Source organism: Cupriavidus sp. P-10 (genome assembly GCF_003402535.2).
Lineage (GTDB): Bacteria > Pseudomonadota > Gammaproteobacteria > Burkholderiales > Burkholderiaceae > Cupriavidus.
Genome location: NZ_AP025170.1, coordinates 936,608 through 952,249 on the forward strand (window position 1 = coordinate 936,608; position 15,642 = coordinate 952,249).

The 15,642-nt window shown below is 65.1% G+C and carries 12 protein-coding genes and 1 riboswitch; of the genes, 3 read left to right on the plus strand and 9 right to left on the minus strand.

Features of this window, described 5'->3' with window-relative positions:
- The first annotated feature begins 199 nt into the window (after positions 1 to 199).
- Positions 200 to 2,521, plus strand: coding sequence for an NADP-dependent malic enzyme (locus CTP10_RS04355; protein WP_116317486.1), 2,322 nt, complete (start codon positions 200 to 202; stop codon positions 2,519 to 2,521).
- 120 nt (positions 2,522 to 2,641) lie between these two features.
- Here the strand turns inward: CTP10_RS04355 and CTP10_RS04360 are convergent, their stop codons facing one another.
- From CTP10_RS04360 to CTP10_RS04385, 6 genes are all read right to left on the minus strand, one after another.
- Entirely contained in the window at positions 2,642 to 2,887 is a 246-nt protein-coding gene (locus CTP10_RS04360; RefSeq protein WP_116317487.1) for a hypothetical protein, read from the minus strand.
- A gap of 240 nt (positions 2,888 to 3,127) precedes the next feature.
- Positions 3,128 to 4,195, minus strand: coding sequence for a porin (locus tag CTP10_RS04365; protein ID WP_116317488.1), 1,068 nt, complete (start codon positions 4,193 to 4,195; stop codon positions 3,128 to 3,130).
- A gap of 184 nt (positions 4,196 to 4,379) precedes the next feature.
- Positions 4,380 to 4,898 (minus strand): 2-oxo-4-hydroxy-4-carboxy-5-ureidoimidazoline decarboxylase, encoded by a 519-nt coding sequence (uraD, locus tag CTP10_RS04370; protein WP_116317489.1) that lies wholly within the window; start codon positions 4,896 to 4,898, stop codon positions 4,380 to 4,382.
- A gap of 12 nt (positions 4,899 to 4,910) precedes the next feature.
- Positions 4,911 to 5,855: an allantoinase PuuE gene (gene puuE, locus CTP10_RS04375; protein WP_116317490.1), complete on the minus strand. Its 945-nt coding sequence runs from the start codon at positions 5,853 to 5,855 to the stop codon at positions 4,911 to 4,913.
- Positions 5,856 to 5,966: 111 nt separating this feature from the next.
- Entirely contained in the window at positions 5,967 to 7,373 is a 1,407-nt protein-coding gene (locus CTP10_RS04380; RefSeq protein ID WP_116317491.1) for a nucleobase:cation symporter-2 family protein, read from the minus strand.
- 195 nt (positions 7,374 to 7,568) lie between these two features.
- Positions 7,569 to 8,336, minus strand: coding sequence for a GntR family transcriptional regulator (locus CTP10_RS04385; protein ID WP_116317852.1), 768 nt, complete (start codon positions 8,334 to 8,336; stop codon positions 7,569 to 7,571).
- Between the two features lie 311 nt (positions 8,337 to 8,647).
- Here CTP10_RS04385 and uraH point away from each other — a divergent pair, with 311 nt between their 5' ends.
- Both uraH and CTP10_RS04395 read left to right on the plus strand, forming a co-directional pair.
- The gene (uraH, locus tag CTP10_RS04390) at positions 8,648 to 9,001 is read left to right on the plus strand and encodes a hydroxyisourate hydrolase (protein ID WP_116317492.1); all 354 of its coding nucleotides are present in this window, start codon (positions 8,648 to 8,650) and stop codon (positions 8,999 to 9,001) included.
- Positions 9,002 to 9,032: 31 nt separating this feature from the next.
- On the plus strand, positions 9,033 to 10,238 hold the full coding sequence (locus tag CTP10_RS04395; RefSeq protein ID WP_116317493.1) for a urate hydroxylase PuuD: 1,206 nt from the start codon (positions 9,033 to 9,035) through the stop codon (positions 10,236 to 10,238).
- A 218-nt stretch (positions 10,239 to 10,456) separates the two neighbouring features.
- Here CTP10_RS04395 and CTP10_RS04400 read toward each other — a convergent pair whose 3' ends face one another.
- The 3 genes from CTP10_RS04400 to CTP10_RS04410 all read right to left on the minus strand — a co-directional run bounded on the left by CTP10_RS04400 (position 10,457) and on the right by CTP10_RS04410 (position 15,609).
- On the minus strand, positions 10,457 to 13,402 hold the full coding sequence (locus CTP10_RS04400) for an HD domain-containing phosphohydrolase (RefSeq protein WP_233527957.1): 2,946 nt from the start codon (positions 13,400 to 13,402) through the stop codon (positions 10,457 to 10,459).
- A gap of 150 nt (positions 13,403 to 13,552) precedes the next feature.
- Positions 13,553 to 14,128 (minus strand): TMEM165/GDT1 family protein, encoded by a 576-nt coding sequence (locus tag CTP10_RS04405; protein WP_116317495.1) that lies wholly within the window; start codon positions 14,126 to 14,128, stop codon positions 13,553 to 13,555.
- A gap of 31 nt (positions 14,129 to 14,159) precedes the next feature.
- Positions 14,160 to 14,399, minus strand: a riboswitch (yybP-ykoY riboswitch).
- Between the two features lie 40 nt (positions 14,400 to 14,439).
- Positions 14,440 to 15,609 carry a fatty acid desaturase gene (locus tag CTP10_RS04410; RefSeq protein ID WP_116317496.1) on the minus strand — a complete coding sequence of 390 codons (1,170 nt, stop codon included), beginning with the start codon at positions 15,607 to 15,609 and terminating at the stop codon, positions 14,440 to 14,442.
- Between the last annotated feature and the right edge of the window lie 33 nt (positions 15,610 to 15,642).

Genomic DNA, 15,642 nt, shown 5'->3' on the forward strand with positions numbered 1-15,642 from the left:
TCCCGACTGGCTTTGGTGGCACTTTGCACGAAGCCGTGGGCTAGAATAACTGCTCGATTTTTCCGGCCTTGTGGTCGGGATCGTCAGTTTCACTGCCAGATGTTTTTCTTCGCTTCCGGTCCCTCTCCCGATTGCGGCCGACGCGAACCCTGGCGGGAGAGGGGCGCTTCCGGCACCGGGCCATTATCCGGACGAGCCAATGAGCAGCCAGAACAGCGGTGATGCACCGCAACATGCCCCGAACAGTCCTGAAGCGCAATTGCGCCTCGCTGCACTGGAATACCACCGCAGTCCCACCAAGGGAAAAATCCAGGTAACCGCGACCAAGGCGCTGTCCAACCAGCGCGACCTGTCGCTGGCCTACTCGCCGGGCGTCGCGTACGCCTGCGAGGAAATCGCCAAGGATCCCGCCACCGCCGCTGAATACACCTCGCGTGCCAACCTGGTGGCCGTGGTGACCAACGGCACCGCCGTGCTGGGCCTGGGCGACATCGGTCCGCTGGCCGGCAAGCCGGTGATGGAGGGCAAGGGCTGCCTGTTCAAGAAGTTCGCCGGCATCGACGTGTTCGACATCGAGCTCGACGCGCGCGACCCGGACAAGATCGTCGAGATCGTTGCTGCGCTGGAGCCCACGCTGGGCGGCGTGAACCTGGAAGACATCAAGGCGCCGGAATGCTTCTACATCGAGCAGAAGCTGCGCGAGCGCATGAACATCCCCGTCTTCCACGACGACCAGCACGGCACCGCCATTATCTCGGCGGCGGCGCTGCTGAACGGCCTGAAGGTGGTCGGCAAGGATATCGCCAAGGTCAAGATGGCGGTGTCGGGCGCCGGTGCCGCGGCGATTGCCTGCCTGGACACCATGGTGAGCCTGGGCGTGAAGCGCGAGAACGTCTCGGTGGTGGACTCCAAGGGCGTGATCTACGTTGGCCGCGATGCCAACATGGAAGCCAACAAGGCCCGCTACGCGCAGGACACGTCGGCGCGCACGCTGGCTGACATCGTCAAGGGCGCGGACGTGTTCCTGGGCTGCTCGACCGCCGGCGTGCTGACCGGCGACATGGTCAAGACCATGGCCGACAAGCCCATCATCCTGGCGCTGGCCAACCCCGAGCCGGAAATCCGCCCGGAAGTGGCCAAGGCCGCGCGCCCGGACTGCATCATCGCGACCGGCCGTTCGGACTACCCGAACCAGGTCAACAACGTGCTGTGCTTCCCGTACATCTTCCGCGGCGCACTCGATTGCGGCGCGACCAAGATCACGGAAGCGATGAAGCTGGCCTGCGTGAAGGCGATCGCCGAGCTGGCCGAAGCCGAGCTGAACGATGCCGTTGCTGCTGCCTACGGTGGCCGCGAACTGAAGTTCGGCCCCGACTACATCATCCCGACGCCGTTCGACCAGCGCCTGATCGAGAAGATCGCGCCGGCGGTGGCCAAGGCCGCTGAAGAATCCGGCGTGGCGACGCGCCCGATCCAGGACCTGGAAGCGTATCGCCAGCAGCTGACGACCTACGTCTACCACACCGGCCTGATCATGAAGCCGGTGTTCTCGGCCGCCAAGGCCGCGCCCAAGCGCGTGGCCTATGCCGAGGGCGAGGAAGAGCGCGTGCTGCGCGCGGTGCAGGGCGTGGTCGACGAAGGCCTGGCCCGCCCGATCCTGATCGGCCGCCCGCACGTGATCCAGATGCGCATCGAGAAGGCCGGCCTGCGCCTGAAACCTAGCGTGGACTTCGAGCTGATCAACCCCGAGGACGATCCGCGCTACCGCGCCTACCACGAGGCATACCACAACCTGCGCGGCCGCGACGGCGTCACGCCGGACATGGCCAAGGTGGCGCTGCGCCGCTCGAACACGCTGATCGGCACCATGCTGATGCACATGGGCGACGCCGACGCGCTGCTGTGCGGCACCGTGGGCCGCTTCGAGGCGCACCTGGAGCATGTGCGCGACGTGATCGGCCTGGCGCCGGGTGCCAAGGTGTTCGCCGCGATGAACGCGCTGATGCTGGAAAAGCACACGCTGTTCATCACCGACACCTTCGTCAATGACGATCCCACCGCGGAAGAACTGGCCGCGATCGCGCAGCTGGCCGCCGAGGAGATCGCGCGCTTCGGCCTGCATCCCAAGGCCGCGCTGATGTCGCACTCGATGTTCGGTTCTTCGACCCGTCCGTCGGCGCGCAAGATGCGCGAGGCTGCCGCGATCCTGGCCAAGGCGGCACCGCACCTGGAAGTGGAGGGCGAAATGCAGGGCGATGCCGCCCTGGACGAAGACGTGCGCCGCCACTTCCTGCCGTCGACCAAGCTGGCCGGCAGTGCCAACCTGCTGGTGATGCCGACGCTGGACGCCGCCAACATTGCCTTCAACCTGCTCAAGATCACGGGCGGACAAGGCGTGACCGTGGGCCCGATCCTGCTGGGCGCGGCCAAGCCGGTGCATATCCTGAACCCGCAGGCGACCACGCGCCGCATCGTCAACATGACGGCGGTGGCGGTAGCGGAGTGCAATGCCATCCGCTGAGCGGTGAGAGGGGTGTTATCTGGCCTTGCGCCAGGATGCAAAAAGCCGGGTCGCTGACCCGGCTTTTTGCTTGATGCTGCCTTGCCGCACAACACGTGCGGCAGGCATTCGGTGCGGTGGCTATTGCAGCACGTTGTACTGCTCACGCATGACCACGATAATTGATTTAGCCGCAGCCAGCTGGGTGTCGAGGTTTTCCACGTATTCCTGTCGAAAATCGACCTCGGCGCTCCAGTTGCATCCGGTGTGGTCAGGCTGGTGCGTTCGCACCGCGTGCAGCTCGCATTCGCCGCACTCGGGGTTGTTGTCGAGGCACTGGTTCAGGATGGCCATCAGTTCGGATCGCGTCTTCGCATATCGCCGCATGAGTCACCTCTCTAGGATCGAGTTTTGAGGCCTGGAACACCAATCTAGGTAGCGCAAGGAGGGGCTTCCAATTGAATCCCGCTATGGAGCGAAGGTTTCCGATCCGGCGATGGGCCTGGCATCTAATGGCGCAGCGCAGCATTCCTTGATGTTTTTTTGCTGCAAGTGATGGATGCAGGTGCAATAAAAAGCCCGCCGAAAAGGCGGGCATCAGGACTGCCGGGTGTGGCGGTTAAGCCATCAGAACTTGTGGCGCACACCTACGCCGAAGGTATCGCCGTGCTCGATGCCGGTGATCTTGTCGTAGTAGTAGGCGGCGTAGACATCGGTACGCTTGGACAGGTTGTAGTCGTAGGCGACGGCGAAGGTGTTGCGCTTGAAGTCGCCCAGCGAGTTGTCGACCTTGCCGTAGGCGTACGAAGCCAGCAGGCTGCCGGCGCCGATGGGCACCGAGGCACCGAACTGGCCGTCGATGTGCTTGGTGTCGCCCGACGGTGCGGTGGTGGCGCGGGTCTTGATGTACTGGCCCTGCGCGAACAGCTTGACCACCTTGAAGTCATAGGACAGGCCGACCTGGGCGGCGTCCTGGCGCGACAGGCCGGCGTCGGTCATGTCGGTCGGCACGTTGTTGAAGCGCACCTGCTGGTAGGCAACGGTGGCCGCGAACGGGCCGCTGAAGTACATCAGGTTGCCGCCCCACTTGTTCTTGCCGGCGGCGCCGGCCTGTTCGCCGAACGAGTAGATGAAGTTGGCGGTCAGGCCGCCGAAGTTCGGCGTGGAGTACAGCACCGAGTTGTTCCAGCCCGAATCGCCGATGATGCCCGGATCCACCACCGCGCCGCTGGTCGCGCCGAAGTAGGTGTGGAAGATCGTCGGCGAGAACACGTACGAGTCGATCAGCGGGTTGAACAGGATGGTCGAGACGAAGTACGGCGTGGTGTTGCGGCCCAGCTTGATCGTGCCAGCCTTGTCGTTCTGCAGGCCGACGTAGGCATTGCGGCTGAACATCGAGTCGCCGGTGAAGCGGCCGCTGTTGCCGCTGTCGGTACGGAAGAAGCCGTTCAGGTCGAAGATGGCCTTGGTGCCGCTGCCCAGGTCTTCAGTGCCCTTGATACCCCAGTACGACGTCTGCATCCCGCCCGAATTGGCGACCCATGCGCGCTCGCCCACACCCGGGCTCTTGACCGCACCGACGAACATGTCGGCCTGGCCGTACAGCGTCACGCTGGACTGGGCCATGGCCGTGCCGGAAAGAAGGGTAGCCGCTACCGCCGCCAGCTTCATTGCCGGCTTGTACTGCTTCTGCATGTTTAGACCTCCGTGGTTTTGAATCCTGCTTGGAACGTTGTGTACTGGGTCCCTGTCGGGTTCTTTTAATGTCTTTGTGCTTTTATTCGTGCCGCCTGGCGTTGGCTCGGTGTGGTGTGGTGTTGCTTGGGTGCCGGCGGCATCGGGTACAGCGTTTTTTGTTATACAGGTGACGCTTTTTTTCTCAGGCGGATACTAAGTCGTCAAGACGGAACTGCGCAATGCGATGGATCTGCCCGATGCAGGTTTGCAACTCTTCCTTCGGCGAGTTTTCTACGCGGCGCGCGAACTCCGCGATGATCCCGTGGCGGTCGTAGCCTCGCACGGCGAGGATGAACGGGAAGCCGAACTTCTGGTTGTACGCGGCGTTGAGCGCCTGCAGGCGATCGAATTCCTCCGGCGTGCACAGGTTCAGGCCGGCGCCGCTTTGCTCGCGCGTGGACTCGGCGGTCAGCTCGCCGCGCACCGCGGCCTTGCCGGCCAGCTCCGGGTGGGCGCGCACCAGCTTCAGCTGCGCGGCTTCGCCCGCTTCATCGACGGCCTTGCGCAGTGCTTGCGTCAGTGCGGCGACGTCGGCGAAGGGGCGTTGCGTGGCAGCGGCTTCGGCAAACCACGGTGAATGTTCATAGATGCCGCCCAGCACCTGCACGAATTCCGCGACAGGCATGGTGTTGAGTTGGGCGAGGGTGTAGGTCTGGCTCATGCTGAATCCGGGTTACCTGGCGGGCGTGTAGGGATGGGTCTCGGCCCAGTGGCGGGCGATGTCGACACGGCGGCAGATCCACACCTTGTCATGGCCCTGCACGTAGTCGAGAAAGCGCTGCAGCGCGCGGAAGCGGCCGGGACGGCCGAGCAGCCGGCAGTGCATGCCGATCGACAGCATCTTGGGGCTGTCCTGTCCGCCGGGGTCGCCTTCTTCATACAGCACGTCGAACGCATCCTTCAAATACTGGAAGAATTGCTCGCCGGTGTTGAAGCCTTGCGGCGTGGCAAAGCGCATGTCGTTCGAGTCCAGCGTGTACGGCACCACCAGGTGCGGCTTCTTTTCGCCGCCGGTGACTTCGACTTCAGTCCAGAAGGGCAGGTCGTCGCCGTAGTAGTCCGAGTCGTACAGCAAGCCGCCGTGCTCGACGACGAGGCGGCGCGTGTTGGGGCTGTCGCGGCCGGTGTACCAGCCCAGCGGCAGCTCGCCGGTCAGCTCCTTGATGATCTGCATGCCGATGCGCATGTGCTCGCGCTCGGTGGCTTCGTCCATGTTCTGGTAGTGGATCCAGCGCCAGCCGTGGCAGGCGATCTCGTGGCCCAGTTCGACGAAGGCGCGCGTCAGATCCGGATGGCGCTGCAGCGCCATCGACACGCCGAAGATGGTCAGCGGCAGGCCGCGCTTTTCGAACTCGCGCAGGATGCGCCAGGCACCCGCGCGCGAGCCGTATTCATAGATGCCCTCCATGCTCATGTGGCGGTCGGGGTAGGCCGCCGCGCCGACGATCTCGGAGAGGAACTGCTCGGAGGCGGCGTCGCCGTGCAGCACGCAGTTCTCCCCGCCTTCTTCATAGTTGAGGACGAACTGCACGGCGATGCGCGCGCCGCCCGGCCAGCGGGCGTGCGGCGGCTTGGCGCCGTAACCGATGAGATCGCGTGGATAGTTCTCTGTTGTCATGGTCGTTGCTTGCTTCAGGGGGAACCGTCCGGGCCGCGGCGCCCGCAAGCGCCGTTGACTGTGCAATGAGCGTGCCAGTCGCTGGCCCGGCGGCGTACTTCGGGATAACCGTTACTCGGTGCCGTGCGAGTTGGCGGCAGCGTTGCGCATTGCTTCCTCGCGCGACTGGATGCCGTTGTAGAACAGGTTCAGCGCCACGGCCACGATCGTGCCGAGCACGATGCCGCTATGGGTGAAGGGGTCGGTCCACTTGGGCAGGTACTGGAAGAACGTCGGTGCCAGCGTCGGGATCATGCCGAAGCCGATCGAGATGGCGACGATGAACAGGTTGTGGCGGTTGCGGTTGAAATCGCACGAGCCCAGGATGCGGATGCCGGTGGCGGCCACCATGCCGAACATCACGATGCCGGCGCCGCCCAGCACGAACTGCGGCACCGAGGCGACCACGTGGGCCATCTTGGGGAACAAGCCGAACGCGATCAGGATCAGGCCACCCGCTGCAGCCACGTAGCGCGAGCGCACGCCGGTCACGGTGACCAGGCCCACGTTCTGCGAGAAAGAGGTGTACGGGAAGGTGTTGAAGATGCCGCCGATCACGGTGCCCAGGCCATCGGCGCGCAGGCCGCGGGTCAGGTCGTCGTTGCTCAGCTTCTTGCCGGTGATGTCCGACAGCGCCAGGAACATGCCGGTCGATTCCACCAGCGTGATCAGCATGACGATGCACATCGACAGGATCGCGGTCACCTCGAAAGTCGGCATGCCGAAGTGCAGCGGCGTGATGACGGCGACGAAGCTGGCTTCGTCCAGGCCTTCGAACGAGACCTTGCCCATGGCCATCGCCGCCAGCGTGCCGATGATGATGCCCAGCAGCACCGCGCAATTGGCCACCAGGCCGCGACCGTATTTGGTCAGCAGCAGGATGGTCAGCAGCGTCAGCCCCGCAATGCCGAGGTTGGTCAGGTCACCGTAGGCGAGATTGGGCACTTCCTTGGCCACGCCGTCGATCACCGCGCGCGTGGTGGGCTGGCCGCCGGCCGCCCAGTTGATGCCCACGCGCATCAGCGACACGCCGATCAGCGTGATCACCGTGCCGGTCACCACCGGCGGGAACAATCCAAGCATGCGCCCCATCATCGGCGAAATCAGGATGCCGAAGATCCCTGACGCGATCACCGCGCCGTAGATGCCGAGCAGGCCGACGTTGGGATCGGTGCCGATGGCGATCATCGGCGCCACCGAGGCAAAGGTTACGCCCATCATCACCGGCAGGCGGATGCCGAACTTCCAGAACCCGATCGCCTGGATCAGCGTGGCCAGGCCCGCGGCGAAGAGATCGGCGTTGATGAGGAAAGCCAGCTGGTCCTTGGGCAGCTTCAGCGCACCGCCAACGATCAGGGGAACGGCTACCGTGCCGGCATACATCACCAGAACGTGCTGCAAACCAAGCGCGAGCAGGCGCCCTGAAGGCAAACGCTCGTTGGTGAGGTCCGTGGGGACCGTGGTGCTTGCGGAATTCATTGGTGCGTCTCCTCTCCTTTGGTTTGATGGGAACGCCACGCCCGTGCCTGTTGTGTTGCCGGCAATGCGTGTTGCCGGCGTTGTTATTGTTGTTTTCGGCCTGCCGTCGCTGCGCTCTCGTTTGCGCTGCCTGGGCGCGGTGCGGTCGGCGGGCGTTCGGCCTTCTTCTTGCGGGGGCGTGGCGGGAACACCGTACTAGGTGGAGCGGCCTAGTACGCTGCGAAGATCGAAGTTGCCCGGCTCGTCCGGCTGCACGCGGTCGGCGCAGGCGCCGAGGTGGTGCGCCATGCGCGACTGGGCCAGCGCGGCATCGCCCTGTTCCAGGGCGTCGAGGATTTCCTCGTGTTCGTCGAACGAGCAGGCGTTGTTGCCCGGGGCTTCCACGCTGGCGATCATCAGCGTGGTGCGCGACACCAGCCGGCGCATCATGTTGACCAGCAGGGCGTTGCCCGACAGCTCCGCCAGTGCCGTGTGGAATTCGGCGGACAGGCGGATCCATTTGGGGCGGTCGTGCGTCAGGAAGGCCTGGCGCTCGCTGGTGACCATCTTGCGCAGCGGCGCGATCACGGTCTTCACGTCCGGCATGCCGGCGAGCTTTTCCAGCACCGCGCGCTCCAGCATCTGGCGCAGCTCGAACATGTCGTGCGCTTCGTCGGTGGAGGGGCTGGCGATAAAGGCACCGCGGTTGGGTTCGAGGTCGACCATGCCGTCGGCGGCCAGGTGCGACAGCACCTTGCGCACCGTGTGACGCGCGGTGGCATAGATCTCGCAAAGCGAATGCTCGGTGAGCTTGGTGCGCGGCGGCAGCCGGTGCTCCATGATCGCGTCGTAGATCTCGTGGTACATGCGCTCTTCGACCGAGCCCTTGCGTGCGGGCTTTTCCGGCCTGGCGGGCAGGGACCCGGTCGGCTCGGCATCGGAAACGCCGGTGACACCGGCAATCAGCTTCAGGCTCTTGGACATCTTGGCACCAGCAGTCATGCAATCAGGTCGGTCCGGACCGCCGTAATCCCCTGTATCAGGGTCCGGTGATCCGAAAATTGTTGACAATTATTTGGCTGTGGCTTCAATATTGTCAACAAAACCAACTCAGGTTTTCGACAACTCAGGGAAATCCCTGAATTGCCAACCGGGTCGGGCAGGCGCATTGTCGCCACGCACCAACCCAGCGCCGGGATGCGTTACCAGACGTACCGAGCGGGCACCATTCCCACAAATGGTGCTAGTGAAGGCAGCGGCGCCCCTCACAACCCAATCGCAAAAGGACAAATACGATGGGACGCTTGACCACCCATGTTCTTGACACCGCTGCCGGCACGCCCGGACAAGGGATGTCGATTACTCTCCATAAAATTGTCGACAATCGCCGCGAAACCCTGAAGACCGTGGTCACCAACCACGACGGCCGCTGCGACCAGCCGCTGCTGGAAGGCGCCGACCTGGTCGCCGGCGTGTACGAGCTGGAATTTGCCGCGGGAGACTATTTCCGCACACAGGGCACGAAGCTGCCCGAGCCGGCTTTCCTGGACGTGGTGCCGCTGCGCTTCGGCATTGCCGACGTCAACGCGCACTACCACGTGCCGCTCCTGGTTTCGCCCTGGTCGTACTCGACCTACCGTGGCAGCTGACGCGGTGGCATAGGGAAACAGGAGACAAGACATGGAAGGCTATATCCTCGACTGGGCCAATATGCTGCTGCGGTGGGTGCACGTCATCACCGCCATCGCATGGATCGGCTCTTCGTTCTATTTCGTGTGGCTGGACAACAGCCTGACCAAGCCCACCGCACCTGACCTGAAGGAGAAGGGCGTCGACGGCGAGTTGTGGGCCGTGCACGGCGGTGGCTTCTACAACCCGCAGAAGTACCTGACCGCACCCAAGTCGTTGCCGGAGAACCTGCACTGGTTCTACTGGGAGTCGTATTCGACCTGGATGAGCGGTTTCGCGCTGCTGGTGGTGCTGTACCTGTTCAACGCAAGCACGTTCCTGATCGACAAGAATGTGTTCGATATGTCGCCTGGCGCGGCGGTCGGCTTTGCGGTGTCGTACCTGCTGATCGGCTGGATCGTCTATGACAGCATCTGCCGCCTGTTCAACAAGAATGACCGCCTGGTCGGCATCCTGGTGGCGCTCTATATCGCCGCCGCAGCCTTCGTGGCGTGCCATGTCTTCTCCGGCCGCGCGGCGTTCCTGCTGACCGGCGCGATGGTGGCCACGATCATGAGCGCCAACGTGCTGGCGTGGATCATCCCGGGCCAGCGCAAGGTGGTGGCGGCACTGAAGGCCGGCCAGCCGGTGGACCCGATCCACGGCAAGCGCGGCAAGCAGCGTAGCGTGCACAACACCTACTTCACGCTGCCGGTGCTGTTCGCGATGCTGTCGAACCACTACAGCATGACGTACGCGTCCAAGTACAACTGGGTGGTGCTGATCCTGATCATGCTGTCGGGCGTGCTGATCCGCCAGTTCTTCATCCTGAAGCACAAGGGCAAGATCAACGTGCTGTGGCCCGCCGCCGGTGTTGCAGCGCTGGGCGTGGTGGCAGTGATGATCGCGCCGCAGCCGCGCCCGGCCGTGGCCAAGGGTGGCGAGGCAGCCGCTGCGACCGTCAGCTTTGCCAAGGTCCAGGAAGTGATGAACGCACGCTGCGTGCAGTGCCACGCCGAGCAGCCGAAGATGATGCCGACCGCGGCCAAGGGGATCAAGCTGGAGACGCCGGAAGACATCAAGGCCCACGCCCAGCTGATCTACCAGCAGGCCGTGCAGCAGAAGGCGATGCCGCTGGGCAACGTGACGCAGATTACCGACGACGAACGCGCGCTGCTGGGGCAGTGGTTCGAAGGCGGTGCCAAGACCACCAACTGATGGTGGCCTGAGCTGAAAGAGTTGGGGCCGGCTTCTGACGAGCCGGCCCGCGAAATCCGAGCATCGGTGATCGACGGTCCGGAGGGCTGAGCAGCTGGCAGCCATCAGTACCGGACCGGCGAGGGTTTGAACGGGGCCTTGTGCCCCGTTTTTTTTATGGCGTGCGCGCCGCCCTTATGCCGCCCTTATGCCACCCTCACGCCGCCCTCACGCCACCCTCACGCCACCGCCTTGCCGTGCCGCGCGCCGTCGCCCACGTACTGCGCGATGTCGACGGCATCGATCTGGTCAGGCCGCATGAAGCGCTCGGCGTAGCGCAGGTAGACGCCCGAGGTCAGGAACAACTCGAACAGCTGTGGGTCGATATGTTGCTGCGCCGCCGCCGTGGCCATGATGCGCACCGATTCCGACAGGCTCTTGGCCTTCTTGTACGGGCGATCGGCGGCGGTCAGCGCCTCGAAGATATCGGCAATTGCCATCATCCGGGCCAATGGGCTCATCGCGCTGCCATGCAGCTTGCGCGGGTAGCCCGTGCCGTCCATCTTCTCGTGATGGCTGCCGGCGATTTCCGGTACCTGGCGCAGGTGGCGGGGGAATGGCAGGCGCGACAGCATGACCTGCGTCTGCACGATATGCTCCTCGATCTTGAAGCGCTCCTCCTCCGACAGCGTGCCGCGGCTGACCAGCAGGTTGTGCAGTTCGCCGCGGTCGTAGAGGTGCGTGGGCGTATTCAGCCGGAAGCCCCATGGATTGTCGGCCGGGAAGATGTCGCGCGTGCCGCGCGCGATCGCATGTTCGGGCTTGTCGGCCAGCAGCGGTTCCACGGCCGGTAGCGGTGCCGCGGGGCGGTGTGCCTTGCGCGCCAGTTCCTCCTGCGAGATGCCGAGGCGGTCATCCAGCGTGCGCAACCAGGTGCGCTCCGCAATGCGCATCAGCCGTTCCTGCTGCGGTGCATCCATGAACTCGCCGCCCTGGTTGCAGGCGGCGACAAAGGCAAAGTCGTCGTCCAGCGCCATGAGTTCGGCATCGCATCGCTGCCGCGCCGCGCTTGCATCCTCGCCGGCGGCGATGGCGCGCAGGCAGGCGATCTCGGCATCGCGCTTGAGCACCTCGAAGCGCATCCGTACCTCATGGATGCGGTCGCACAGCGTTTCCAGCTTGGTGGCCTTGTCGATGATGTATTCGGGGGTCGTGACCTTGCCGCAGTCGTGCAGCCACGCGGCAACGTGCAGGGCTTCCCACTGCGCGTCGGTCATCTGGAACGTGCGGTAGGGGCCGTCGGTGGCATCGCAGGCGGCGCGGGCCAGCAGCCTGGCGAGTTCCGGCACGCGTTCGCAGTGGCCGCCGGTGTGCGGGCTCTTGGCATCGATGGCGCCCGCCATCATCCGGATAAAGGCATCGAAGAGATTGCGCTGGGCTTGCGTCAGCGCGCGCACTTCCAGCGCGCCGGCGCACAGGCTGGCCAGGGTGCCGACGAAGGCGAGCCGGGCCGGATCGATCGGCGTGTCGCGCAAGACCAGGAGCAGGCCCTGCAATTCCTGCTGCCGCGTCGCGAGCGGAATCGCGGCGGCGTAGCATGGTGCGTCCGATGCCAGCAGTTCCAGCTTCGCCGCGCGAATGTCGTCGGGCGTCAGCGGGCCCGTCTGCGGCGCGAGCACGGCGGCAGCCGCACGCACCAGCGGCAGCGATTGCCGGATCGGGCTTGGTGGCATCGCCTGCGATACGCTGGCGCCGTCGCGATCGAATGCCGCGGCCACGCTCAGCGCCTCGCCGTCCGCCAGGTACAACGCACCCGCGCTGCCCCCCGCGGCGTCGAGCATTTTCCTCAGCAGCACCGGCAGCAGTTGCTCCAGGCGGCTTTCGGCGGAGACGGCCTGGACAATGACCACAAAGCGCTGGACGGTCTGCCGCATGTCTTCCGTGGCGCCGGCAAGGGCATTCACCTCGCTGATGCGCGACCGCACCGCGATCGGCTGGCGGAAGTCGAACCGGCGCAGGGCTTCGACGCTGCCGGCCAGGTCATGCAGCGGCCGGGAAAGATAGCGGGCCACCAGCCAGATCAGCGGCAGCGACAGCAGCACGACCGCGACCGTGGCGCCCATGCCCAGCCAGGCGCGCTGCCTTGCTGTCTTGAGCAGTTCCTCCTGCGGAATGGCCGCGAGCAGGTACAGCGGCTTGCCGCCCGTGGGCGTCAACAGGTCGATGGTGGTGTACCAGGCCTCGTCGCCGGCGTGCATCAGTTCCTGCCGGCCGGAAGGGGCGCCGCGCGCGCCGATGCGTGCCGCGAGCCGGGTCAGGATGGGAATGCCGAAATCGCCTGGCATGACGAGCAATTCCGTGCGGATGGTGTCGGGGGCGGAGGCGGAATCCGGAAATTTGCGATCGATCGCGACGATGCGTCCGCTGCTATCGAGCAAGGCCAGCAACGAGCGCGGCATGGTCGTCTTGCGCGCCAGCATGCTGCCCAGCGAGTCCAGGCGGAAGTCGCCGCCCACCACGGCATCGCGGCGGGGGGTGGGAATGGCCACCGTGGCCCCGGAATCGTTGTCGGAAAAGAACAGGTAGGGTTCGGTCCTGACCAGGCCGCCGCTGGACATGGCGTCCTGGTACCAGGGCCGCCGGCGCGGGTCGAATTTGCTGGCGAAATCGTGATCGTCGACGCTGCGCAGGATGCCGAGACCAGCATCGAGGAAGTCGAGCCGGCCACGGCTTTGTGCGTTGCCGCCCCGCTCGACACTGCGCAAGACATAGGCGGCCTGCCCGGGTGCCTTGAACAGCGCCCGGTCGGCGTCGCCGCGCAGTGCCCGGATATAGAAAAAGCTGCCGTCGGCATAGCCGAGAAAAAGCGACTGCAGCACCGGCGAGGTGTCCAGCGCGTCACGCAGCAAGGCCAGCCGCGCCAGCCGCGCGTCGACCGTGGAGGCCTCGGCCAGCGAACTGTGGCTGACCAGCTTGATGGCCATCTGCGCCGGCACGATCAGCTCGTTCACTTCGTCGAGCGTTTCCCGGCTGATGCGGTGGATGGCGTCGGAGGCAGCGGACTCCAGTGCCGTCTTGGTCATGAAGAAGTTGATGCCGCAAGTCAGCGCACCAACTGCCAGGACCAGCGACCCGAACAGCAGCCACAGGTGGACGTGAAGCGGGAAACTCTTGCGCGCTTGCATAGGCACCTCCCTCGGCAGGGTGTTGCACGGCGCGTAGCGGCGGCCGCCGCGTTACCTTGGCGGCCGTCCTGCGTGTAGCCCAACGTCCAGTTTCGAATGCGCGAGGGTGATCGTCAAGGCGCGCCTGGGGCGGCGCGGCGGCGCGGGGGATCAGCCGCCGATATTCAGCAGTGCCAGCACGCCAAGCACCACGAAGATCGCCGCGGCGATCTTGTGCACCAGCGCGATCGGCATCTTGTTGGCAAACTTGTCGCCCAGCAGCACGGCCGGCGCATTGGCGATCATCATGCCGAAGGTCGTGCCGGCCACCACCGCGACCACCGCATCGCTGAAGCGCGCTGCCAGCGCCACCGTGGCGATCTGCGTCTTGTCGCCCATCTCGGCGAAGAAGAAGGCAACGATGGTGGTGGCCAGGATGCCTAGCGCTCCCTTGACCGGCTTGGCCTGTTCGGCCTCGTCGAGCTTGTCGGGAATCAGCATCCATGCACCCATTGCGATAAAGCCCAGGCCCAGGATCCAGCGCAGCAGGCTTTCGCCGACCACATGCGTGATCCAGCCGCCGAGCGCGCCGGCAAAGCCGTGGTTGACGAGCGTGGCGATCAGGATGCCAAGGATGATGGGAAGGGGCTTGCGATAGCGCGCGGCCAGCACCAGCGACAGCAGTTGCGTCTTGTCGCCCATTTCAGCGAGCGCGACGATGCCTGTGGAGACGAGGAAGGCTTCCATGTTTTTTTGTGGGATAACCGGGCCGCAATGCATCGCGAGATGCCAATGACGCACACCTTTCCCGGCCCGGCCAGAAAGGTATGGTCATCGGTCTCGCCAGGCATGGACGCTGCCTGGGCCAGTCTGGCCAGGCGGGTCCGGAGCTGCGCACGCCATAACCGCAAGCGGTCAAGTCTGTTGACGTACGCCCCTGTCCCCCGGAGTCCGCATTGCGCGGCGCGGTGAGAGCAGGGCGGCTACTCCCCAATGGAAGCGCTAATTATAACTGTGGCGGCGGTGGGTCGTCCACCGCCGCCACGCGGGTGTGGCGCTCAGGCCGGTACCGGCGCGTTGTCGCTGGTCTGGCGGCCGCGGAAGTCGGTCCAGCACAGTGCCTTGAAGTCGTACAGCTTGCAGCGGCGCGCGGTGTCGAAATACCAGCGCCAGGAGAAGTTCTCGACGATGATGCGGCCCGGCAGTGCATGCTCCAGCAGCGCCTGGGCGCGCTTGAGGCGGTACAGCGGCACGCTCATGTCAACGTGGTGCGCGGTGTGCTCCATGATGTGGTGCAGCGCGGAGCCAATGCCATGGCGGAAGCGCAGGTGCACGGTGGTCGAGACGAACGGCTGCGCCTTGGCCCACATGGTCTTGGTGTCGTACCACGCCACGCTGGCATGGGTATGGTGCACGTACAGCACAAAGCCCACGGTCACATTCCACACCAGGAAGGGCAGCACGAAGCCGGCGCCGACCAGCATCCAGGCCGACTGGCCCGTAGCAAGGGCCACTGCCACCAGCCCGCCGATCCAGGCCACGCCGAAGGCCGCCACCAGCAGGCAATCGCGAACGAAGACCGGGCGGCGCGTTGCCATTTGCCGCTTGCTGGGGAAAAACAGCTTGCTCCACCAGATCTCGACCAGGTAGTACAGGCCCGGGCCGAAGCCAGTGCGGTAGATGCGCTCCATCGCACGGCGCCAGCGCGGCAGCGCGTTGAATTCTTCCAGCGAATAGGGCGCCCAGACGAAGTCGAAGCCCTTCAGGTTGGTGTAGCCGTGGTGGACCACGTTATGGCCGACTTCCCACAGGCTGTAGGGCGTCAGTGACGGCAGGAAGGTCAGCCGGCCCAGCCATTTGTTCAGGCCGCGGCGCGGCGTCAGGCTCTGGTGGCAGGCATCGTGGCCGATGATGAACAGGCGCGCGATCACCAGCCCGGCCAGCACGCCCAACGCCAGCTTGGCGGCCCAGTGCGGGGCCAGCACCACGCCGGCCAGCACGGCGGCGAACAGCAGGTAGTCGAAGGCGAACAGCGCCAGCGCGCGCGGCGTGCTGCGCGCGCCCAACGGGATCAGCCAGCCGCGGATGATCTTGCGCGACGGAAAATGCGCATCCGGGGCGATCGGCTCTGGCAACGGCAGCCGGCCCGGCTTGGCGGACTGCCGGGCATGCGGGGCATGCTCGGGATGCGCTGCGGGCGCTGAGGGCGCTGATGGGATTGCGGTCATGCGGAACCTTCTGGTTTTGCGGTCGGATGGTGT